This window comes from Methylorubrum sp. SL192 (assembly GCF_026672325.1).
Classification (GTDB): domain Bacteria; phylum Pseudomonadota; class Alphaproteobacteria; order Rhizobiales; family Beijerinckiaceae; genus Methylobacterium; species Methylobacterium extorquens.
Genome location: NZ_JAPPQV010000003.1, coordinates 5,150,763 through 5,171,168, shown reverse-complemented (window position 1 = coordinate 5,171,168; position 20,406 = coordinate 5,150,763). Strand labels below are relative to the sequence as shown.

At 69.2% G+C, this 20,406-nt stretch carries 20 protein-coding genes; 10 read left to right on the top strand and 10 right to left on the bottom strand.

The features are described 5' to 3' along the window. Positions 1-9: 9 nt before the first annotated feature. From OVA30_RS25090 to OVA30_RS25080, 3 genes are all read left to right on the top strand, one after another. Positions 10-651, top strand: coding sequence for a MarR family winged helix-turn-helix transcriptional regulator (locus OVA30_RS25090; protein ID WP_268177346.1), 642 nt, complete (start codon positions 10-12; stop codon positions 649-651). Positions 652-766: 115 nt separating this feature from the next. Then, the gene (locus OVA30_RS25085) at positions 767-1,147 is read left to right on the top strand and encodes a type II toxin-antitoxin system RelE/ParE family toxin (protein ID WP_268177345.1); all 381 of its coding nucleotides are present in this window, start codon (positions 767-769) and stop codon (positions 1,145-1,147) included. A gap of 4 nt (positions 1,148-1,151) precedes the next feature. After that, positions 1,152-1,490: a helix-turn-helix domain-containing protein gene (locus OVA30_RS25080; protein ID WP_268177344.1), complete on the top strand. Its 339-nt coding sequence runs from the start codon at positions 1,152-1,154 to the stop codon at positions 1,488-1,490. A gap of 4 nt (positions 1,491-1,494) precedes the next feature. On the opposite strand, the gene OVA30_RS25075 is transcribed toward OVA30_RS25080, so the two are convergent. From OVA30_RS25075 to OVA30_RS25040, 8 genes are all read right to left on the bottom strand, one after another. After that, the gene (locus tag OVA30_RS25075; RefSeq protein ID WP_268177343.1) at positions 1,495-1,821 is read right to left on the bottom strand and encodes a hypothetical protein; all 327 of its coding nucleotides are present in this window, start codon (positions 1,819-1,821) and stop codon (positions 1,495-1,497) included. Beyond that, complete coding sequence (locus OVA30_RS25070; protein ID WP_268177342.1) at positions 1,818-2,093, bottom strand: hypothetical protein; 276 nt, start codon at positions 2,091-2,093, stop codon at positions 1,818-1,820. The genes OVA30_RS25075 and OVA30_RS25070 overlap by 4 nt, the downstream gene beginning before the upstream one ends. A 168-nt stretch (positions 2,094-2,261) precedes the next feature. Then, positions 2,262-2,924, bottom strand: a complete 663-nt coding sequence (locus OVA30_RS25065) for a M15 family metallopeptidase (protein WP_268177537.1) — start codon at positions 2,922-2,924, stop codon at positions 2,262-2,264. Next, positions 2,924-3,361: an EamA family transporter gene (locus tag OVA30_RS25060; protein WP_268177341.1), complete on the bottom strand. Its 438-nt coding sequence runs from the start codon at positions 3,359-3,361 to the stop codon at positions 2,924-2,926. Before OVA30_RS25060 ends, OVA30_RS25065 begins: the two co-directional genes overlap by 1 nt. Positions 3,362-3,372: 11 nt before the next feature. Then, positions 3,373-3,696, bottom strand: coding sequence for a CrcB family protein (locus tag OVA30_RS25055; RefSeq protein WP_012252561.1), 324 nt, complete (start codon positions 3,694-3,696; stop codon positions 3,373-3,375). Positions 3,697-4,017: 321 nt separating this feature from the next. Then, positions 4,018-6,279, bottom strand: a complete 2,262-nt coding sequence (locus OVA30_RS25050) for a xanthine dehydrogenase family protein molybdopterin-binding subunit (RefSeq protein ID WP_268177340.1) — start codon at positions 6,277-6,279, stop codon at positions 4,018-4,020. Between the two features lie 9 nt (positions 6,280-6,288). Beyond that, on the bottom strand, positions 6,289-7,305 hold the full coding sequence (locus OVA30_RS25045) for an FAD binding domain-containing protein (protein ID WP_015821309.1): 1,017 nt from the start codon (positions 7,303-7,305) through the stop codon (positions 6,289-6,291). After that, positions 7,302-7,826, bottom strand: a complete 525-nt coding sequence (locus OVA30_RS25040) for a (2Fe-2S)-binding protein (RefSeq protein ID WP_268177339.1) — start codon at positions 7,824-7,826, stop codon at positions 7,302-7,304. Before OVA30_RS25040 ends, OVA30_RS25045 begins: the two co-directional genes overlap by 4 nt. Before the next feature lie 288 nt (positions 7,827-8,114). Here OVA30_RS25040 and OVA30_RS25035 point away from each other — a divergent pair, with 288 nt between their 5' ends. The 6 genes from OVA30_RS25035 to OVA30_RS25010 all read left to right on the top strand — a co-directional run bounded on the left by OVA30_RS25035 (position 8,115) and on the right by OVA30_RS25010 (position 15,629). Further along, on the top strand, positions 8,115-9,500 hold the full coding sequence (locus tag OVA30_RS25035) for a dipeptidase (protein WP_268177338.1): 1,386 nt from the start codon (positions 8,115-8,117) through the stop codon (positions 9,498-9,500). 190 nt (positions 9,501-9,690) lie between these two features. After that, positions 9,691-10,389 carry a hypothetical protein gene (locus tag OVA30_RS25030; RefSeq protein ID WP_268177337.1) on the top strand — a complete coding sequence of 233 codons (699 nt, stop codon included), beginning with the start codon at positions 9,691-9,693 and terminating at the stop codon, positions 10,387-10,389. Then, entirely contained in the window at positions 10,389-12,410 is a 2,022-nt protein-coding gene (locus tag OVA30_RS25025) for a glycosyltransferase (protein ID WP_268177336.1), read from the top strand. Before OVA30_RS25030 ends, OVA30_RS25025 begins: the two co-directional genes overlap by 1 nt. Before the next feature lie 3 nt (positions 12,411-12,413). Then, positions 12,414-14,489 (top strand): glycosyltransferase, encoded by a 2,076-nt coding sequence (locus tag OVA30_RS25020; RefSeq protein WP_268177335.1) that lies wholly within the window; start codon positions 12,414-12,416, stop codon positions 14,487-14,489. Further along, positions 14,486-15,370: a hypothetical protein gene (locus tag OVA30_RS25015; RefSeq protein ID WP_268177334.1), complete on the top strand. Its 885-nt coding sequence runs from the start codon at positions 14,486-14,488 to the stop codon at positions 15,368-15,370. The genes OVA30_RS25020 and OVA30_RS25015 overlap by 4 nt, the downstream gene beginning before the upstream one ends. 79 nt (positions 15,371-15,449) lie before the next feature. Further along, complete coding sequence (locus OVA30_RS25010) at positions 15,450-15,629, top strand: hypothetical protein (protein ID WP_268177333.1); 180 nt, start codon at positions 15,450-15,452, stop codon at positions 15,627-15,629. 173 nt (positions 15,630-15,802) lie between these two features. On the opposite strand, the gene OVA30_RS25005 is transcribed toward OVA30_RS25010, so the two are convergent. After that, a complete protein-coding gene (locus tag OVA30_RS25005; RefSeq protein ID WP_268177332.1) occupies positions 15,803-17,242 on the bottom strand; it encodes an acetamidase/formamidase family protein in 1,440 nt (479 codons plus the stop codon). 101 nt (positions 17,243-17,343) lie between these two features. After that, a complete protein-coding gene (locus OVA30_RS25000; protein WP_326493627.1) occupies positions 17,344-19,677 on the bottom strand; it encodes an NADP-dependent malic enzyme in 2,334 nt (777 codons plus the stop codon). Between the two features lie 75 nt (positions 19,678-19,752). Between OVA30_RS25000 and OVA30_RS24995 the strand changes: the two genes are divergently transcribed. Beyond that, positions 19,753-20,379, top strand: coding sequence for a CatB-related O-acetyltransferase (locus OVA30_RS24995; RefSeq protein WP_041357425.1), 627 nt, complete (start codon positions 19,753-19,755; stop codon positions 20,377-20,379). The last annotated feature ends 27 nt before the right edge of the window (positions 20,380-20,406 follow it).

Sequence of the window (20,406 nt, the reverse complement as noted above, 5' to 3'; positions counted from 1 at the left end):
AACCGGATCATGTCGGCGGCAAACGAAGTGGTCGCCGTGGCGGCACACGGCGAAGCTCCCGCTCAATCGGGCGGCCGAAGCGCGGCAAAGGACAAGGCGAGCAAGACCGTCAAGCGGCTGCGGCCCCCGGCGGCCAAGAGCGTCGGCTGGGCGCTGGTCCAGGCGGCACGGCTGCACCGCGCCCGGATCGGCGACCGGCTCGCCGAACTCGACCTGTTCGCCGGCCAGGAGCAGGTGGTGCAGGCGCTGGCGGCGGCCGGCAGCATGACCATGGGCGATCTCGCCGCGACCCTGCGGGTGCGCCCGCCGACCGCCTCGAAGACGATCTCGCGGCTCGCCGCCCTCGGCTTCGTCGAGCGCCGGGCCGAGGCCGGCGACGGCCGCATCGTGCGCGTGCGACTGACCGAAACAGGCTTTGCCAAGGCCGCCGCGATCGAGCGAATCTGGGACGAGGTCGAGGCCGAGCTGCTCGAAGACTTCGACAACAAGGAGCGCCGCCGCCTGCGCAAGCTCCTGCGCCGCGTCGCCCGTAGCCTCGCGGGAGCCGCGGGTGTGACCGGCCACGAAGAGGCCGATGCCGAGATCGACGGCGAGGCCGACGACGAGGACGAAGCCTTGCTGGCTCCGGGCGCGGTAGCGCAGTCGTCCTGAAACAAGTCCGTTGCCTTTCAGGACGGCCGCAGAGGCCGATCTTTCCGATTCGGCCGCACCGCGATCCGGCATGTTTCCCGTTGACGGGATTATGGGCATATGCCCATAATCGGTCGTGACGCTGGCATCCCCACCGTTGAGAGAGTGCTGGTTCGTCGGATCGAGCCGAAAGGATCTGTCAGCGTTTCCCGACGTGGTCAGAAGCGAGTTCGGGCATGCGCTTCACGAGGCCCAATGCGGCTTGGAGCCGTACGCAGCCAAGGCTTTGAAGGGATTTGGCGGCCGCGGTGTTCTCGAAATTATCGAGAATCACGATGGAGACACCTTTAGGGCTGTCTATACGGTGCGCTTTGCCGGAGCGATCTACGTTCTTCACTGCTTCCAGAAGAAGTCGAAGAAGGGCATCGCCACCCCGCAACACGATATCGAGCTGATTCGAGCCCGTCTGCGTGATGCAGAGACGCTGCACCGGATCAGGATCGAGGAAGGACGTTGAGCCGATGACTGACCCCGAACCGGAGGCTTGGCGGAGCAACGGTAACGTCTTCGCTGATCTGGAATTGCCCGATGCCCAGGAGCTGCATCTCAAGTCCAGCTTGGTGATCGAACTGCGGCGGCAGATCGAAGGCCGTAAGCTGACCCAGACCGCTGCCGCGACGATCCTTGGGATCGGTCAGGCGGACCTGTCCAAGCTGCTGCGCGGTGGCTTGCGCGGCACTTCCGTGGAACGGTTGATGCGCATGCTGACCGCTTTCGATCAGGATGTGGAGATCACCGTACGCCCGCACCCCGAGGCGGGCGAGGGAGGGCGCATCACGGTCACACCGGTTCCAGCCTGACCGCTCAAGCCCGACCGGCAGGCACCATGTCGGCGAGATCCCGCTGGGCCGGGCGGGAGAGGGCGGCGGCCAGCATCGCCTCCAGGACGATGAGGTCGGTTTCCGGGTCGGGCTCCCAGCCGCAGGGGCAGTGCCCTTCGGGACCGTGCGCGGCGGCTACCTGCCGGTAGAGCGTGCCGACGGTGCGCGCCGCGGCTTCGAGGGCGGCCATGACGTGCATCGGCTCGCGCTGAAGTGCCTGCCAGAACGCGGTCGTGAGCGCCCGCTCCAACGTGCCCTGCGCTTGCCGCTCCGCCGCGTCGGGCGGGGCCGTGACGAGGCCGGCGCTCATGCCTGCACCTGCGCCCGCACGTCGACCGGCACCAGCCGCGGCGGTGTCGCGTCGCCCGGCTCCAGCCCGACCAGGGATTCGAGGCCACCCCGGCTCAGGCCGAGGGAGGAGCCGTCCCACCACGCGAGGCGCACGGATTCGAGCACCGCGTCGAGGGCCGCGAGCAGACCGGCCAAGCCGCCTGAGCCGTCGCGGACCGAGGACAGCGTATCGACCCGCGAGGGCCACGCGCTGACGTGAGAAGCGTTCGGGAATGTCAGAATGTGCGCCATGCATTCATCATGGCTCCATCTGTCGATATTGCGCAAGAGATCTTCAAAACATTGGAAATGCTTTAATCGAGCTCTGTTCCGAGGCTTTGCACTATTGATTTAGAACAATTCAACCCGCCTCAAAAAATCACGGCGGCATCTCGGTTTGGCCGGGCCGCACGGCGTCGATCAGCGGACGGGCCGGTCGAAGGCCGTGTCGGGGTAGGGCTCGCCCTTGAGGGTGAAGTGCCACCATTCCTGTGCGTAGGGCACGAAGCCGGCGCGAATCATCGCGTCGCGCAGGCGCTGACGGTTGCGCGACTGGATCGGGCTGACGCCGGGGAAATCCGTCGCCGAGGCCGGGTCGAACAGGTCGAACGGCGTGCCCATGTCGAGTTCGGCGCCGTCGGCGCTGCGCACCAGCGTCAGGTCCACGGTGGAGCCGCGGGAATGCGACGAGCGCTCGGCGATGTAGCCGAGGCGGAACAGATCCGCCTTGTCCGTCCGGGGATAGTAGGCCGCCTTCATTTGTGTGTCGGCCGGGTCGCGCGCCCAGGCGGCGAAGTCGGCCACCGCCTGGCGCGGGCGGTAGCAATCGAACACCTTCAGACCGAGGCCGTCCGGCGCTAGCGACGCCTGCACTCGGGCCAGCGCGCCGGCGGCCTGCGGGGTGAGCAGGCAGCGCGGCGCCTCGTAGCCGGCGATGGGCCGGCCGACGAAGTTGTCGGAGCCGGCATAGCGCATGTCGAGCGCGAGCCCCGGCACGTGCCGGGCGGCATCGACGAAGGAATCGGCTTCTGCCTCGGCCGGCTGAGACGCGGTGAGGGCGAGGCCGGCCAAAGCGGCGCGCATCAGGCCCGACATGCCAGCAGCCCCGCGCCCGCCGCGATCAGCCCGACGCCGAGCCAGTGGTGGGGTGCGAGGCGCTCGCCGAGGAAGAGGACGCCGAACACGGCCACGAGCACGACGCTCAGCTTGTCGAGCGGGGCGACGCGGCCGGCGTCCCCGAGGGCGAGAGCCCGGAAGTAGCAGAGCCAGGACGCGCCGGTGGCGAGCCCCGACAGGATCAGGAAGACGAGATTTTTGCTGGAGACTCGGCCCAGCTCCTGCGCCTGTCCGGACGCGGCGAGGATCGCCCCGGCGAGCGCCAGCACGACGAGCGTTCGAATGAAGGTGGCCACATCCGGCGCGACGCCGTCGATGCCGACTTTGGCGAGGATCGCCGTGGCGGCGGCGAACCCGGCGGAGAGCAGGGCCCAGAACCGCCACGACAGGAGCCATTCGCTCACCGCTTCCTCCTTCACAGGGCGTGGCGCATCACGATCAGGGCCAGGGCCAGCCCGCCGATACCCGCCAGCACCGAGACGAGCACGTAGGCGAGCGCCGCCAACCCGTCGCCGCGCTCCATCAGGGTGAAGGCTTCGAGGGAAAAGGTCGAGAAGGTGGTGAAGCCGCCCAGGATTCCGGTGGCCACGAACAACCGCGCTTGGGGCGGCCCGCCGCGCGCGGCCAGCCAGCCGGTGACGATCCCCATCAGCACCGAGCCGGCGACGTTGATGCCGAGCGTGCCCCACGGGAAGCTCGCCCCGAGCCGCACGGCCCAGGCATTGACGCCGTGGCGCATGACACCGCCGAGGCCGGCACCGAGGAAGACGAGAAGGGTGTTCAAGGCTGAAGGCTCGGGATGAAACGCCGTTACGGCGCGGGCTTGCAAGGCGCGTGCAGATCTAGCGCATCGAGCGGACGGAGGCGCGCATCATCCGAACCCGTTGCGTTGTGCAAGGGCGGTTCGGGCCATGCTCGGCTTTCATCGCGAGCGTCAGCCAAGCGATCCGGACAATGCGACGGCAACAGGTTTGGCACGGGCTGTTGGAGCCGGTCCTTCAAGAGAAAACCCCGCCGGCACTGGGCCGACGGGGCTTCTGTTTCGCGGCGACGGGGTGGTTCAATCCTCGCCCAAAATCTTATCGGGCGTGATCGGCAGGTGGCGGATGCGCTTGCCGGTGGCGTGGTAGACCGCGTTGGAGATCGCGGCGGCCACGCCGACGATGCCGATTTCGCCGAGGCCCTTCACGCCGAGGGGGTTCGCCTTGTCCTCCTCGTCCACGAAGATCACGTCGATGTCGTGGATGTCGGCATGCACCGGCACGTGGTACTCGCCGAGATTGTGGTTCATGAACCGGCCGATGCGGTGGTCGAGCATCGATTCTTCGTGCAGGGCCGAGCCGATACCCATGACGACGCCGCCGAGGATCTGGCTGCGGGCCGTCTTGAGGTTGATGATCTTGCCTGCCGCGATGGCTGAGACCACGCGGGTGCAGCGCACTTGGCCCAGTTCCTCGTCGATCTTCACCTCCACGAAGATCGCCGAATGGGTGTAGGCCTCGAATTCTTGCGCAAAATCCTTGTCCGGGGCGGCCTCGCCGGTCGCCTCCAGCTTTGGCGTGCCGGTCGCCTTCAAGACGTCGGTGAACGCCACGCTCTTGGACGGGTCGCCCGCCACCTCGATGCGGCCGTTCGAGAAGACGACGCGCTCGAAATCGGCGTTGGCCAGCGGTGAGTTCTCCATGCCACGCGCCAGCTTGAACGCCTGCTCGGCGATATCGCGGCAGGCCTTCATCACGGCGGTGCCGGAGGAAGCCGCCGTCCACGAGCCGCCGGCCACGGGGGCCTTGGCGAGCTTCGTGTCGCCGAGCTTGGTCGTGACGTGTTCGAGCGGCAGGCCCAGCGTATCGGCGGCGATCTGGGTCAGGATCGTGTAGGTGCCGGTGCCGATGTCGCCTGTCTGGTTGCCGACTTCGAGCCGGCCGTCCGCGGTGAGCACGGCATGTGCGCTCGACTGCATCATCATCGATTCCCAGATGCCGGTCGCCATGCCCCAGCCGACGAGTTCGCGGCCCTCGCGCATGGAGCGCGGCTGCGGGTTGCGCCGGCTCCAACCGAAGCGCTCGGCGCCCTCCCGGAAGCACTCCTTCAGCGCCTTGGAGCCGAACGGCTTGTCCTCGGTCGGGTCGCTCTCGGTGTAGTTCTTTAGGCGAAGCTGGATCGGATCCTGGCCGGTGGCGTAGGCGAGTTCGTCCATCGCTGTCTCGATGGCGTAGACGCCGGTCACGGCACCGGGCGCACGCATGTCGCCCGGCGTCGGGGTATCGATCTTGGCGAGGCTATAGGTGAGCGCGACGTTGTCACAGTCGTAAAGCACGCCCGACCAATTGACGACGACCTCCTGGTAATCCTCGTAGGACGAGGTGCCCTGCACCGCGTCGTGCTTGAGCGCGGTGAGCTTGCCCGAGCGGTCGGCGCCCAGCGACACGGTCTGGAGCGCCTCCGAGCGGTAGGTGAAGGACCACATCTGGTCGCGGGTCAGCGTGACCCGCACCGAGCGGCCGAGATCTTTCGCGGCCAGCATCGCCAGGAAGAGCTGGTATTGCGGGCGCAGGCCCGAGCCGAAGCCGCCGCCGAGATAGGGGTTCAGCACCCGCACTTGCTCCGGCTTCAGACCGAAGGCGCTGGCGATGTAGTCGTGGGTGTTCGAGACGCCCTGGATCTTGTCGTAGACCGTGTAGGTGCCGTCCTTCTCCACGACGACGGTCGAGGCGTGCGGCTCCATCGGGTTGTGGTGCTCGTCGGCCATCCGGTACTGGCCGTTGACGCGGATTTCGGCCGAGTCGAACGCCTTTTCGGCATCGCCCCACGGCTCCGGCGGCGGCTTGATGCCGGCCCGCTTCATCGGCGGATCGTAGGCCTCGGGCGCCTGCGCCGAGAGATCGGTGCGCGGCGCCACGACCCCGTAATCGACCCGCACCAGGGAGGCGGCATAACGCGCCGTCTCGAAATCCTCGGCGACGACGAGGGCCACCGGCTGGCCGGAAAAGACGATCCGGTTTGTTGCCAGCGCCTGGAACGGCGCACCGGGTGGCGCCACCGCGTCTTGGTAATCCTCCGGATTGTCGGAGGTGGCCGGGCGGTTCTCGTGGGTGATCACCTTGATGACGCCGGGCACCGCCTCGGCGGCGGAGGCGTCGATGCTCCGCACGCTGCCTTTGGCGATGGCGCTCGACACCACCACGCCGTAGGCGAGGTCGGGTGCGGCGAACTCGCCGGCATATTTCGCGAGGCCGGTGACCTTGGCCGGGCCATCGACGCGGCTGACGGCGCTGCCGACGAAACGGTCGCGGCCGGCCGCCGGGCTGATCTGGACGGTCATGGCTGCTCCTTACTGGATGCGCTTGTCGGACTGGGACTGGGGCGTGCCGGCGGCGGCCTGTTCCAGGCCGCGGACGATGGCGCGGCGCGCCAGCTCGATCTTGAAGCCGTTGGTCGCCTGCGGCTTGGCTTCGCGCAGGATCAGGTCCGCCGCGGCCTTGAAAGTCTCGCGGGTGGCCGGCTTGCCCTGCAGCAGCGCCTCGGCTTCGGTGTTGCGCCAGGGCTTGTGAGCGACGCCGCCGAGCGCGAGGCGCGCGGTGCGAATGGTCTGGCCGTCGAGTTCGAGCGCGGCGGCGACCGAGACCAGCGCGAAGGCGTAGGAGAGCCGGTCGCGCAGCTTCAGGTAGGTGTGATGCTTGCCGCCAAAGCCCTTGGCCGGCAGGTCGATGGCGAGGATGATCTCACCGGGCGCGAGGTTGGTGTCTTTCGAAGGCTCGTCGCCGGGCAGGCGGTGGAAGTCGGCGAAGGGGATCGAACGATCACCCTGCGGCCCGCTCACCTGCACGGTCGCTTCCAAGGCGGCGAGCGCCACGCACATGTCGGACGGGTGGGTGGCGATGCAGTGCTCGCTCGTGCCGAGGATCGCGTGGATGCGATCGACGCCGCCGATGGCCGAGCAGCCCGAGCCCGGCTCGCGTTTGTTGCAGGGCGTGGCCGTATCGTAAAAGTAGTAGCAGCGCGTGCGCTGGAGCAGGTTGCCGCCGGTCGAGGCCGCGTTGCGGAGCTGCGCCGAGGCGCCGGCCAGGATCGCGTCCGCCAGCAGCGGGTAGCGCTCGCGGATGCGGGCGTCGTAGGCCAGCGTCGCGTTGGTCACGAGGGCGCCGATGCGAAGGCCGCCGTCGCGCTCTTCGATCTCGCCGAGCGGCAGGCGGGTGATGTCGATGAGCTTGCCCGGCCGCTCGACGTCGTACTTCATCAGGTCGATGAGATTGGTGCCGCCGGCGATGAAGCGGGCCGCCGGGTCGCTGCCCAGCGCCTGCACCGCCTCCGCCACCGTGCTGGGGCGAACGTAATCGAAGCGGTTCATCGGGCGTCTCCCTGGTGCATGACCTCTTCGATGGCATCGACGATGTTGGTGTAGGCGCCGCAGCGGCAGATGTTGCCGCTCATTGCCTCACGGATCTCGTCGCGGGTCTTGGCGTGGCCTTCGTTCATCAGGCCGACCGAGGAGCAGAGCTGGCCCGGCGTGCAGTAGCCGCACTGGAAGGCGTCGTGCTCGACGAAGGCTTCCTGGATCGGGTGAAGGCTGTTCTTGCTCTCGCGATGGGCGAGGCCGGCGAGCCCCTCGACGGTGGTGATCTCCGCGCCGTCCTTCATCACCGCGAGGGTGAGGCAGGAATTGATGCGGGTGCCGTTCACGAGAACGGTGCAGGCGCCGCACTGACCGTGGTCGCAGCCCTTCTTGGTGCCGGTCAGGTCGAGGCGCTCGCGCAGGAGATCGAGCAGCGTGGTCCAGGGCGCCACCTGAAGCGCGCGCCGCTCGCCATTGATGGTGAGCGTGATGCCGATTGTCCCGACGGCGCCGGGCGAACCGCTGTCGATGAGCATGGTTACATCCGTGATGAGGCTCGGGCTCCGCACGGACGGAACGCGAGGCATAAGGCTTCGCGAGGGGCCGGACGGGGAGCGCGTCTTGGAAGGGCGTGGGCTCAGGGCCCGCACCGGGTCGTGGCGATAACGATTCCAAGGTGGCCCTGTTCCGCTCGCCCTGGGGAGGGACGGCACGGCGCGATCACGGACCGGCGAGGCTCAGGCGCGCTTCCCGGCGGGCCGGGGTTACGCGGGGCGAGAAGCTCGGCTAACGCTTGCCCCGCACGCCGACTTCGAGGAGCCGCCATGGCCGATGCACTCGACCCCGTCCTCAACGACATCGACCGCGATCTGGACAACAGCCTGGAGCGGCTGTTCGCGTGGCTGCGCATCCCCTCGATCTCGACGGATTCCGCCTATGCCGGCCATTGCCGCGAGGCGGCGCAGTGGCTCGAAGGAAACCTGACGGCGCTCGGCTTCGAAACCAGCGTCGAGGAGACCTCGCTGCATCCTGTCGTGCTGGCGCACCGCCCGAAGCCGGGGGCGCCGCACGTGCTGTTCTACGGCCATTACGACGTGCAGCCGGTCGATCCGGAAAACCTCTGGAAGACGCCGCCCTTCGAGCCGCGCATCGACGAGACGGGAGACTCGAAAAAAATCGTCGCCCGCGGTGCGTCCGACGACAAGGGTCAGGTCATGACCTTCGTCGAGGCGTGCCGCGCGCATCTCGCGATGAACGGCGACCTGCCCGTCGGTGTCACCATCCTGATCGAGGGTGCCGAGGAGAACGGCTCGCAGGGGTTGCCCGAATGGGTCGAGGCCAACCGCGAGCGGCTGAAGGCCGACGTGGTGCTCGTCTGCGACACCGGCATGTGGGATCGGCAGACGCCGCAGATCACCACCTCGTTGCGCGGGCTCGCCTATTACGAAGTGAAGGTGACCTGCGCCGACCGCGATCTGCATTCCGGCTTCTTCGGCGGCGCGGCGGCCAACCCGATCCATGTCCTGTCCCAGATCATCGCCGACCTGCACGACGCGGACGGCCGCGTGACCCTGCCGGGCTTCTACGACGGCGTGCGCGAGCCCCCGCCCGAGCTGCTGGAGCAGTGGCGCGGTCTCGGCCTGACCCCTGAGAAGTTCCTGGGACCCATCGGCCTGAAGGAGCCGGCGGGCGAGCGCGGGCGCCTCCCAATCGAGCTGATCCAGTCGCGCCCGGCCTGCGACGTCAATGGCATCATTGGCGGCTACACGGGCGAGGGGACGAAGACCGTCATCGCCTCCCAGGCCTCCGCGAAAGTCTCGTTCCGCCTCGTGGATGACCAGGACCCGGAGCAGCTCTCGAAGACCTTCGAAGCCTTCGTACGCGAGCGCATCCCCGCCGACTGCTCGGTCGAGGTGATCTGCTACAAGGGCTCGCGGGCGGTGGCCTTGCCCTACGACATGCCGCAGCTCGCCGCCGCCCAGGCCGCGCTCGCGGCCGAGTGGGGCCGCCCGGCGGTGGCGGTGGGAGCCGGCGGTTCGATCCCGATCGTCGGCGACTTCAAGCGCATCCTCGGCCTCGATACCCTGCTGATCGGCTTCGGCCTCGACGACGACCGCATCCACTCGCCCAACGAGAAGTACGAGCTGACGAGCTTCCACAAGGGCACGCGCTCCTGGGCGCGGATCCTCTCGGCGTTGGCGCAGGCGTAAGCGGCGCGGCGATGCGAATGGATCTTCCAGGCCACATTCCTCATCCTGAGGTGCCCGCGTCAGCGGGCCTCGAAGGATCCTCCGGGGATCGCGCGGGATCTGGACGATCCTTCGAGGCCGCTGCGCGGCACCTCAGGATGAGGCTGCGGGTGGGAGGCCCGACGAACGCCCCGGCAGATGGCGTGATGGCATGAGCGCCACTGCGGTTGTGCGGCCGACGGGGGACGGGACTGTGCCCGTACCTGGGCAACTCGTGGAGGCCGCGCCCGGCGCCTGCGTGCTGCGCTTTCCCCTGCCGCCCTCGCTGCCGATTCCGCTGCATATCGCGGCGCCCGAGTCGGTGCGGCTGGTGACCTGGGTCTTCTCCGGCCTCGAAGCGGGCGCACCGGACGGTCCCGTCTGCCTGCTGGCGCTCGAAGCGGAGGGTGCTGCACTGCGCGAGGGCGTCACCCTCGCCACGCATTTCCGCGACCTCGTGGTGCGGTCCGAGCCGGCCGCGAGCGATGTCCTGCCTCCGTCCGAGCGAACCCTGCTCGCGCGGGCGCTGCTCTCGGCGGGCACGGCCGGGCTCGCGCCGCTCGGGCGCCTGTTCGGCCTCATCGAGGCGTCGGTCATCGCGCTGCCGGTCGCCGAGGATGCGCCGGATCTCGCCGACGAGGATCACGGTTGGTCGCTGGGCGGCACCGCGATCCCGCACGGCCTGCTGTTTCGCGCACGCGCCGGCTGGGGCTGTGCGCGGGTGGCCGGGGCACGGCTGCGCTTTGGCCGGCACCCGCGCCAGCATCTGACCCTCGAACCCGTTTGGGGTGCGGCGCCCGAGGGCCTGCCGGAGCGTTCCATCGCGCTCCACGCCCACGGCTTCACGGCGCTGACGATAGGGGCCTCGTGATGCCGCTCGACCAAGCGGAGAAGCCCGCGATCCTTGTGCTCGCACCGATGCCGGCCGCGCCCGTGAGCGCCGGCAACCGGCGCCGGTTGGCGGCCACCTGCGAGGCGCTGACCCGCGGCGGCTTTGCCATCGATCTCGCCTATTACACCCACGAGGATCAGATCTATCGCCGCTTCGGCCAGCACCCGCCGACCGATCTCTCGGAAATGGAGCGGACGTTCCGCAACGTCTTCCTGATCGAGGCCCGCACGGTCATCCCACTCAAGACGCGCTCGACCGCCTTCGGGATCGACGAATGGTGCCCCGACGAGGTCGGCGATTTCGTCGCGTGGTACTGCTCCGCCTACCCCGAGACCGGCGCGGTGCTGGTGAACTACGTCTTCCTGTCGCGCGCCCTGGAACGGGTCCCGCCGGGCGTCCTGACACTGATCGACACCCACGACCGCTTCGCCGGCCGCCAGACCCAGTACCGGCCGTTCCGCGCCGAGCCGAACTTCTTCTACACCGACGCGGCCGGCGAGGCGGCGGGTCTCGCCCGCGCCGACGTCGTCCTGGCGATCCAGGCGGCGGAAGCCGGCTATTTCGCAGGCCTGACCGACAGCCGCGTCCTGCTGCTCCCGCCGCATTTCCCGGCCCAGACGCCGTTCGCCGTGCCGGAGCGGGTCGCCCGCATCGGCTTTCTCGGCCACGGCAACGACCCGAACCTGTTCTCCATCGGCCGCTTCATCCGCGCTTGGCGCGACGGCTGGACCCCGGATCGACCCGAACTCGTCATCGCCGGCGAAATCTGCCGCAGCCTGCCCGGCGTCGAAGGACCCGGCGTGCGGCTGCTCGGCTATCTCGACCGGTTGGAGGATTTCTACGCCCAGGCCGACCTCGTCGTAGCGCCGATGCTGATGGGCTCCGGGCTCAAGATGAAGGTTGGCGAGGCGCTCTCCTTCGGCCGCCCGGTGATCGGCACCGAGATCGGCCTCGAAGGTTTCGAGCCGGTGGAGCCGGCCCATCGCTGCCGCGACGCGGAGGCGGTGAAGGCGGCGGTCCTGGCGGTGGCAGCCGACGCCGAGGCCCTGGCGCGGCTGACGCGGGCGAGCGAGGCGCTGTTCACGCGCTACGCCGCGACGGCGCTGGCGGCAGAGGCGGAGCTGATCGGGTTGCTAAGAGCGCACGAACGCGAACGCGCGTCCCCCTCTCCCCGCACGCGGGGAGAGGGTCGCGACGATCTTGTCGTCGGTGCGACAAGCGGTAGCGAGGGTGAGGGGGCGCTTCGGGGCGAGACTCTTTCGGAAACGCCCCCTCACCTTCGCCTGCCGGCTCGCTCCGCCGACGACGAGGTCGGCAGAGCCCTCTCCCCGCGGGCGGGGAGAGGGGATGCCAATCTGGATGCGGCGTCGATCGTCATCCAGGGCGGCGGCCTCGTCCTGAGCTGCGAAACCTCCGCCCGCTCCCGGCCCGCCGCCGATCCCGATCTCGGCGTTCTCGTCGCCACCGAGCGGCGACCCGGCCACGGAACGGCGGCGGTCTACGCACCGCAGCGGCAGCGCTGGTTCGCCCGTGCGGAGGCGGCAGCCGACGGCGCGGCGCCCGATCTGGGCGCGCTCGATGTCGCCCTGTCGCCGGAATGGGTGCGCGACAGGACGCTGCCGCCCCTAACCCGCGCGGCGCTGGCCCGTGCCTTCGCCGGGATGCAGGCGGATTGGGAGACGGAAGGCCGGATCGTCGGCTGCGCGGGGGATCGGCTCGAGATCGAAACGCTGCTGCCCGGCGTGCTCGTCAACGGCACACATCCGGCGGCCGCCTTCCTGGTTGCGGGGGAGGGCGCTTCCGAATGGCGCCTGGAGCAGGTCACGCCGCTCCATCGGCGCCGGATCGACACCTATGCCAACCTCACCGGCCGCCTGCCGGCACCGCTACCCGTGAGCCTGTCCTTCCGCGGGGCGGCCACAGGCCCGGCGAGCGGGTGCCTCCTGTTCCTCACCGATGACGGGATCGGCCGGATCATCCTGCCGGAGGGCGCGGCTTAGCCCATGAGCGAAACCCCCGCCGTCCCCCTGCTCGACACCGTCGATCCCGGCACAGGCCGCCGCGCGGCGCTGGCCGAGGCTGCGCTGATTGTCGAGGCGATCCAGCGCAACGGCGTGCGCCTCGCCTTCGCGCCGCAGCCCGATCCGGATGTCTCCATCGTCATCGTCGCCCGCGATGCCCGCCACTTGCTGGCGCTCACCCTCTATCGTCTCTGTGCGAGCCAGGGGCTGGCCGGCGTCCGCTTCGAGGTCGTGCTGGTCGACAACGCCTCCGCCCCGGAGACCCGCGCGCTCTACCCGCATCTCGACGGGGTGACGCTGATCGAGAACGCCACCAACACCGGCTTCGGGCCCGCCTGCAACGCGGGCGCGGCCAGGGCGCGGGGGCGCTTCATTCTGTTCCTCAACCCGGATGTAGATCTCCTGCCCGGCGCCCTGGCGGCGATGGTCGCGACCTTCCGCGATCATGAAGGCGCTGGCATTGTCGGCGCCCGCCTCGTCTTCCCCGGCGGCGTGCTGCAGGAATCCGGCGCAGGCTTTCGCGACGACGCGCAACTCACCCATCCGCACGGACGCGGCAACGCCGACCCCTTCGCTCCCGAACATGCCGCGACCCGCGATGTCGGCTACGTCTCGGGCGCCGTGCTGATGATCGAGCGGGCCTTGTTCGAGGCGCTCGGCGGCTTCGATCCGCTCTTCGCCCCGGCCTATTTCGAGGACACCGACCTCTGCCTGCGCTGCCATCAGGCCGGGCGTCGCGTCATCGTGCAGCCGCGCGCCACGGCGATCCACTACGAGAACGCCACCAGCGCCCGCCGCGAGGACGTGGAGGCGCTGCTCGACCGCAACCGCGCCCGCTTCCTCGACCGGCACCGGCAGAGCCTGTTCGCGCAGGGGCCGCAGCCGCGCGGCACCGGCCTCCTCGACCACGATCCCTGGCGCCTGCGGGTGCTCTACGTCGATGACCGGGTGCCGCATCTCGATCTCGGCGCCGGCCTGCCGCGGGCCAACGCCATCCTCAATGCCATGGCAGGTCTCGGCTATGCGGTGACGTTCTTCCCGAACTACGAGGCGGATGCGGAAGAGGCGCGGCGCTACCGCGACCTCGACGAGCGCATCGAGATTTCTTACGCCAGCGGCGACGAGGGGTTTGCCCGCCTGATCGCCGAGCGGCGCGACCATTACGACGTGCTCTGGGTCAGCCGCCCGCACAACATCCTGTTCGTCACGCAGGCGCTGCACGCCGCCGGGCTCGATCCGCGCGGCTTCGTGCGCTCGAAGGTGATCTTCGATTCCGAGGCCCTGTTCGCCCTGCGCGACTTCGTGACGGAGGCCGCGACCGCGGGCAGCGCGGTGGCCGCCGATCTGGCGTGGCAGGCGGAGCGCGAGACGCGCCTGTTCGGACTCGCCGATGCGGTGGTCTGCGTCTCGCCGGCCGAGGCGCGGGTGCTCGCCCGCTACAGCGCCTGCAACGCCACCGTGCTCGGCCACGCCCTGACCCGGCCCGAGGCGCCGACGCCGGGTTTTGCCGGCCGCACGAGCTTCGTCTTCGTCGGCGCGCTCGCCCGCGAAGGGCAGCCCAACGTCGATTCCCTCGACTGGTTTTTTGCGAGCGTCTGGCCGCTCGTGCGGGCACGGTTGCCGGCAGCGCAGCTCACCATCGTGGGTGGGATCGCGCCGGAGATCCGGGAGCGCTATGCGCGCGAGCCGGGTGTGCAGGTCACCGGCCGGGTGCCGCAGACCGAGCCCTATCTCGACGCGGCCCGCGTGTTCCTGGCGCCGACGCGCTTCGCCGCCGGCATTCCGCACAAGGTCCACGAGGCGGTGGCGCGCGGCCTGCCCTGCGTCGTCACGCCGATCCTCGCCGATCAGGTCGGCTGGGCGGACGGCGCCGGCTTCCTCGTGCGCGACTGGCGCGACCCAAGACCCTTCGCCGAGGCGCTGGTGGCGCTCCACGAGGACGCGGCCTTGTGGGACGCGGTTCGGGAGGAGGGGAGCCGGTACATCGCCGAGGATTGCGACGCCGATTCCTTCGCGGGCGCGATCCGGGCCCTGTGTGAGGCGCAGGTCGTCGCATGAGCGCATCCCCCGTTGCCCGCCTCGTCGGCCTTGCCAGCGGGCTCCTGCGCCGCGCCGTGATCGGCCGCGTTCCGAAGCTGTTCGATGCCGCCTATTATCGCGAGCGCAATCCGGGCGTGGCCCGCAGCGGCCTCGACCCGTTCCTGCACTACGCGTGGTTCGGCGCCCGACGGGACCGGAACCCGAACGCGGATTTCGATACCGCCTTCTACCGCCGGCAGAGCGGCCGGACCCGGCTCGACCCCCTGCGCCACTACGGGCAGATCGGCGCGGCGCAGGGTCTCGACCCGAGCCCCGGCTTCAGCACCAGCCTCTATCTCGCCCGCTATCCCGACGTGGTCGCGGCGGGGGTCAACCCGCTCCAGCACTTCCGCACCGACGGTCGGGCGGAGGGGCGCGAGGCGGCGCCCTCGCCGATCGAGCCCGACCGCCTGCGGGCGCTCGACGGCGTGGCGGAGGATCACCGCCGCACCCTGCCGGAGGCCGAGGGCGGGCGCTTCGCCCTGACACTTCTGCGCGACAGCCCGCTCGACCGCACGGCGGATTTCGCGCCGCGCTTCTGCCTCCAGCTTTGCGTCGACGGCGTCGAATACGATGCCCTGCTCGATGCGTTCCGCGCCTTCGAGGCGGGGGCGCAGGCCTCGCTTGCCCTGGAGATCGACACGGGGGCCGGCCCGCACCCGCCGATGCCGACGCAGCTCCTCGCCTTCGAGCGCTGCTTCGTCTCCCGCTCCGGCGACGGCCGGGTGCTGCATCTGCGCTACGCCGAATTGCGAGCCTGGGACCTGCGCCTCAAGCGGCCCGGCGTGGCGGCCGTGTTCCCCGGTGGCCATTTCTCGGCGCGGCTGCTGGCGAAAGGGGAGGGGTGGCCGGCGGCCTGAATCCCCGCCCGGGCCCTTCGGGGAAACCGAGGCGGCGACGGGCGTTCCCCGGGTGAAGAACCCGAGCAGGATGGCCACCATGAGCGACGACGATCGTCAGACGCGCGAGGAGCGCCCCGACTCCACCGGACCCAATGCCCGGCCCCGCGACACCACCATCGCCCAGACCGGCGAGGGGATTCCCGACGATAGCGGGCGGCCCGTGCAGGTCGATGAGGCGGAGGCCAAGCGGATCGAGGAGAAGATCCGCGCGCTGTGATCCAGGCTCAGCCCCCCGCCTTCCCATCCATGGCCTCATCCTGAGGTGCGCAGCGAAGCGGAGCCTCGAAGGACCCTCCAGGGATCGCGCAGAATCTGGAGGATCCTTCGAGGCCGCTTTCGCGGCACCTCAGGATGAGGGCGTCGGATTGGAGGATCGGCCGCTCGGCGTCGTTAGACCCCGCGCTCCGAAAAGATCGCCTTCTTGACGATGGCGTGGACGCCCCAGTTGCCGTCGACCACCTGGGTGATGCCGAAATCGACCGCGACCGACATCAACGAGATCGCCTCGTCCTCGGTCAGTCCCTTCGCCTGCATCAGGAACTGGCGCATCTTGCGGAAGGCGTCGCGCATGGCGAGGTCGAGGGAGGATTTCTGGAAGATCGCGTTCTGCGCGTCCGGGCCGAGATCCTTCAGGTAGTTCGGGTAGCTGAAGCCCGAGAGCACCCAATCGTCGGCGGTTTCGATCATCGGGAAGTCCAGGGACTCCAGCGACGTGCCGGCGAGATCGGCCCGCTTGTGCAGGATGAACTGGAAGGTACCGGTGAGCGAGCACTCGATCGCCGTGCCGCAGAGTTCGGAATCGCCCTGGCTCGCATGGGGGTCGCCCACCGAGAACAGGGCGCCCGGCACGGCGACGGGGTAATACATCGTCGCGCCCTTGCCGATGCGCCAGTTGTCGATGTTGCCGCCGGTGTAGCTCGGCGGAATCGAGTTCACCATGTCGGCTTCGGACGGGGCGAGGCCCATTGTGCCGAAATGCGGGCGGATCGGCACGCGGATGCCCTTCAGTACGTCGAAGCTGCGCTTGGTCTTGGTGTGATCGACCGGCAGGCCGGGATAGTCGATCGTCGGATGCTCGCGGCCGTCCGGGTCGGTCACGCCCGGCCAGGGGAAGCTGTAGACGGCCTTGGCCCAGTCGCGCTCGCCGGTCGCATCGACCTCGTAGATGGTGAGAACCTCGCGCTTCTTGGCCTCCAGCATGTCGTTGTAGTGGTAGCCCCACCACGCCGCCGCGTTGCTGCCGAAGGTCCGGCCCTTGAACTTCGGGTTGGCCGAGGGGCGCGGCGCCACGTCGAGAATGCGCACCTCCAGCACGTCGCCGGGCTCCGCGCCGCGGATCGCCACCGGGCCGGTGCAGATATGGACGCCGAGCCCGCCGCCGGGACCGAGCTTGGAATCCTCAGGTCCGGCGCCGCGGCGCGGCACGCCCTTCTTCTCCTTTGTCCAGAGGAACACGCTCTCGGCGCCGGGATCGCCCGTCACCATCCGCTCGGCGTCGTCGTTGGCGTGGTGGGTCAGGGTCTCGATGGTGACGAAGTCGCCCGACTCGATCTCGACCTGGGGTTTGAGGGTCTTCGAGAAGTAGCCCCAGTGGATGGTCTCGGCATTGGCTGGGAGGTGGTAGTGGGCCGTCTGCTTGAGCCGGCGCGCGCTACTCTGCGCCAGGGCCGGGCTCACCAGGGAAAGGCCGCCCGCCGCCAGCGCCGCGGCCCCTCCGGTGGCGACGAAGCTGCTCTTCAGGAAGGACCGCCGCTCGGGCTCCATGTCGCGCCGGTAGCGCAGCCGATGTTCGGCGAAAGCGGCACAGGTCGGATCGTCACCACGGCACATTGCAGACTCCAGACGCGTTCAACGCCCGGAACTGAATGCAAAATTACAGCCAAGCTCGGGGCCCGTCCTTGCGTAAAGCAGGGGCCCCGAGGCTCGGTGCGTTACTCCGAGAGCGGCCCCACGCCGGGTTCGGCCTCCGGCGCAACTTGCAGCGGCACCGCGGCCTGCGCCTCCACCACCGCCGCGGCGGTGACGTTGACGATGCCGCGGGCGGTGACGGAGGGCGTGAGGATGTGCGCCGGCTTGGCTGGGCCGATCAGCAGCGGACCGACCGGTAGCGCGTCGGCGAGCACCTTGGCGAACTGGAAGGCGATGTTGGCGGCATCCAGGTTCGGGAAGACGAGGATGTTGGCCGCGCCCTTCCAGTTCGAACTCGGCAGCACTCGGTCGCGGATGAGTTCGGACAGGGCCGAATCCGCCTGCATCTCGCCGTCGGCCTGAAGATCGGGCGCGCGCGCCTGGATCAGTTCGAGCGCGCGCCGCATCTTCTTCGCGGAAGCGGAGTCCGACTGGCCGAAATCGGAGTGGCTCAGGAGCGCGATCTTCGGCGTCAGACCGAAACGGCCGACATGGTTCGCGCAGGCGATGGCCACGTCGGCGATCTCCTCCGCGCTCGGATCCTGGCGGACATGGGTGTCGGCGAGGAAGAAGGCGCCCTTCTTCGTCACGATCAGGCTCATGCCGGCGAAGTCGATCGAGTCGGGCGAGAGCCCGATCACGTCGCGGATGACCCGCAGGCGCGTCTCGAACCGGCCTTCCAAGCCGCAGATCAGCGCGTCCGCCTCGCCGCGGCGCACCGCGAGCGCTGCGATCACGGTGGAGTTGGTGCGCACCAGCGTCCGGGCGAGATCGGGGGTGATGCCGCGCCGGCCGGCGATTTCGAGATAGGTGGCGACATAGTCCCGGTAGCGCGGATCGTCCTCGGGATCGATCAGGTCGAAATGTTCGCCGTGCTTGAGGTCGAGGCCGAAGCGCTTGATGCGGGTCTCGATCACCCGCGGGCGACCGACCAGGATCGGCCGGGCGACACCGTCCTCGACCACGGCCTGTGCGGCGCGCAGCACGCGCTCGTCCTCGCCCTCGGCGTAGATGACGCGCTTCGGATCGCTCTTCGCCTTGGAGAAGAGCGGCTTCATGATGAAGCCGGAGCGGTGCACGAAGCGGTCGAGCGATTCCGCGTAGGCGTCGATGTTCTCCACCGGCCGGCCGGCGACGCCCGAATTCATCGCCGCCTTGGCCACCGCGGGCGCGATGCGCACGATCAGGCGCGGATCGAACGGGCTCGGGATCAGCGAGCGCGGCCCGAACGGCCGGGCCTCGCCGCCATAGGCGCGGGCGACCACGTCGGAGGGCGTCTCGCGGGCGAGCGCCGCGATCGCCTTCACGGCCGCCTTCTTCATCTCCTCGTTGATCTTGTGGGCGCCGACATCGAGCGCGCCGCGGAAGATGTAGGGGAAGCAGAGGACGTTGTTGACCTGGTTGGGGAAGTCCGAGCGCCCGGTGCAGATCATCGCGTCGGGCCGCGCCTGCTCGGCGAGATCCGGCATGATCTCGGGGTAGGGGTTGGCCAGCGCCATGATCAGCGGCTTCTCGGCCATCTTCTCGAGATATTCGGGCTTGAGCACCCCGCCCGCCGAGAGACCGATGAACACGTCGGCGCCGGGGATCACTTCGGCCAGGGTCCGCGCGTCGGTCTCCTGCGCGTAGACGTCCTTCCAGCGGTCCATCAGCTCGGCGCGGCCCTTGTAGACCACGCCCTTGATGTCGGTGACGGTGATGTTCTCGCGGGTCGCGCCGAGCGAGACCAGGAGGTTGAGGCAGGCCAGAGCCGCCGCGCCGGCACCCGAGGTGACGATCTTGGCGTCCGAGAGCCGCTTGCCCGCGAGTTCGAGTGCGTTGAGGACCGCGGCCGCGACGATGATCGCCGTGCCGTGCTGGTCGTCGTGGAAGACCGGGATGTTCATCCGCTCCCGGCACCGCTCCTCGACCTCGAAGCATTCCGGCGCCTTGATGTCCTCAAGGTTGATGCCGCCGAAGGTCGGCTCCAGGGCGCAGACCACGTCCACCAGCTTGTCGACGTCCTTCTGGTCCACCTCGATGTCGAACACGTCGATGCCGGCGAACTTCTTGAACAGGACCGCCTTGCCTTCCATCACCGGCTTGGAGGCCAGCGGGCCGATATCGCCGAGGCCGAGCACGGCGGTGCCGTTCGAGAGCACGGCGACGAGATTCTGGCGGATGGTGAGGGTGGCGGCCTCCTGCGGGTCGTCGTAGATCGCCATGCAGGCGGCGGCGACGCCGGGAGAGTAGGCCAGCGCCAGATCGCGCTGGTTGCCGAGCGGCTTGGTGGCCTGGATCTCGAGCTTTCCGGGTTTCGGCAGTCGGTGGTAGACGAGCGCCCCGGACTTCAGATCCTCGGACATATTGTCGGCCATGGCGATGCCGTCCTCTTCCGCTCGTTTTTGCGCGCCCGCACCCTCTTCTTGCGGGGGGCACTGTTGAGGCATCTGTTGCAACGGCTGAGGCGGGGGCGCAACCCGCACAACGAGACCCGGCTGCATCTGGAAAAGCTGGCCCAGCGCTGGAATTTCACAATTGGTGCATACTCTTACGGCCGGCCGAAGGTACGCTTCCCCGAATCGGGTCGGCAGCTGACGATCGGCCGGTATTGTTCCATCGCGGATCGGGTCGAGATCCTGCTCGGCGGTGACCACCGGCTCGACTGGGTTTCGACCTATCCGTTCGCCGCGATGACCGGCCTCTGGCCGGGGGCGGACGCACCCCAGGATTATCACGCCTCGCGCGGCGACGTGATCATCGGCCACGATGTCTGGCTCGGATCGGGCTGCATGATTCTGTCGGGCATCACCGTGGGGCACGGCGCGGTGGTGGCGGCCCATGCCGTCGTCACGCGGGACGTGCCGCCCTACGCGGTCGTCGCCGGCAACCCGGCCCGGATCGTGCGCCGCCGCTTCGACGAGGCGACGACGGCTGCGCTCGTCGCGGCGGCGTGGTGGGATTTCCCGCATGAGACGGTGATGCGGTGGATCCCGCTCCTTCAGAGCGGACGGGTGGCGGAGCTGATCGACGCGGTGCGAACCGAGCGTGCCGTTGCGGGCGCGCCGCGATTGCCGTAACCGGCCGGCACGATTTCCAGGAACGCA

Bases quoted from the DNA above. Each gene is read 5' to 3' on its own strand.
- OVA30_RS25025 (WP_268177336.1), top strand. From the start codon at position 10,389: ATGCCGCTCGACCAAGCGGAGAAGCCCGCGATCCTTGTGCTCGCACCG.
- OVA30_RS25070 (WP_268177342.1), bottom strand. From the start codon at position 2,093: ATGGCGCACATTCTGACATTCCCGAACGCTTCTCACGTCAGCGCGTGG.
- OVA30_RS25000 (WP_326493627.1), bottom strand. From the start codon at position 19,677: ATGGCCGACAATATGTCCGAGGATCTGAAGTCCGGGGCGCTCGTCTAC.
- OVA30_RS25045 (WP_015821309.1), bottom strand. From the start codon at position 7,305: ATGAACCGCTTCGATTACGTTCGCCCCAGCACGGTGGCGGAGGCGGTG.
- OVA30_RS25015 (WP_268177334.1), top strand. From the start codon at position 14,486: ATGAGCGCATCCCCCGTTGCCCGCCTCGTCGGCCTTGCCAGCGGGCTC.
- OVA30_RS25005 (WP_268177332.1), bottom strand. From the start codon at position 17,242: ATGTGCCGTGGTGACGATCCGACCTGTGCCGCTTTCGCCGAACATCGG.
- OVA30_RS25080 (WP_268177344.1), top strand. From the start codon at position 1,152: ATGACTGACCCCGAACCGGAGGCTTGGCGGAGCAACGGTAACGTCTTC.
- OVA30_RS25035 (WP_268177338.1), top strand. From the start codon at position 8,115: ATGGCCGATGCACTCGACCCCGTCCTCAACGACATCGACCGCGATCTG.
- OVA30_RS25050 (WP_268177340.1), bottom strand. From the start codon at position 6,279: ATGACCGTCCAGATCAGCCCGGCGGCCGGCCGCGACCGTTTCGTCGGC.
- OVA30_RS25030 (WP_268177337.1), top strand. From the start codon at position 9,691: ATGAGCGCCACTGCGGTTGTGCGGCCGACGGGGGACGGGACTGTGCCC.
- OVA30_RS25040 (WP_268177339.1), bottom strand. From the start codon at position 7,826: ATGCTCATCGACAGCGGTTCGCCCGGCGCCGTCGGGACAATCGGCATC.
- OVA30_RS25065 (WP_268177537.1), bottom strand. From the start codon at position 2,924: ATGCGCGCCGCTTTGGCCGGCCTCGCCCTCACCGCGTCTCAGCCGGCC.
- OVA30_RS25020 (WP_268177335.1), top strand. From the start codon at position 12,414: ATGAGCGAAACCCCCGCCGTCCCCCTGCTCGACACCGTCGATCCCGGC.
- OVA30_RS25075 (WP_268177343.1), bottom strand. From the start codon at position 1,821: ATGAGCGCCGGCCTCGTCACGGCCCCGCCCGACGCGGCGGAGCGGCAA.
- OVA30_RS25090 (WP_268177346.1), top strand. From the start codon at position 10: ATGTCGGCGGCAAACGAAGTGGTCGCCGTGGCGGCACACGGCGAAGCT.
- OVA30_RS25055 (WP_012252561.1), bottom strand. From the start codon at position 3,696: ATGCGCCACGGCGTCAATGCCTGGGCCGTGCGGCTCGGGGCGAGCTTC.
- OVA30_RS25010 (WP_268177333.1), top strand. From the start codon at position 15,450: ATGAGCGACGACGATCGTCAGACGCGCGAGGAGCGCCCCGACTCCACC.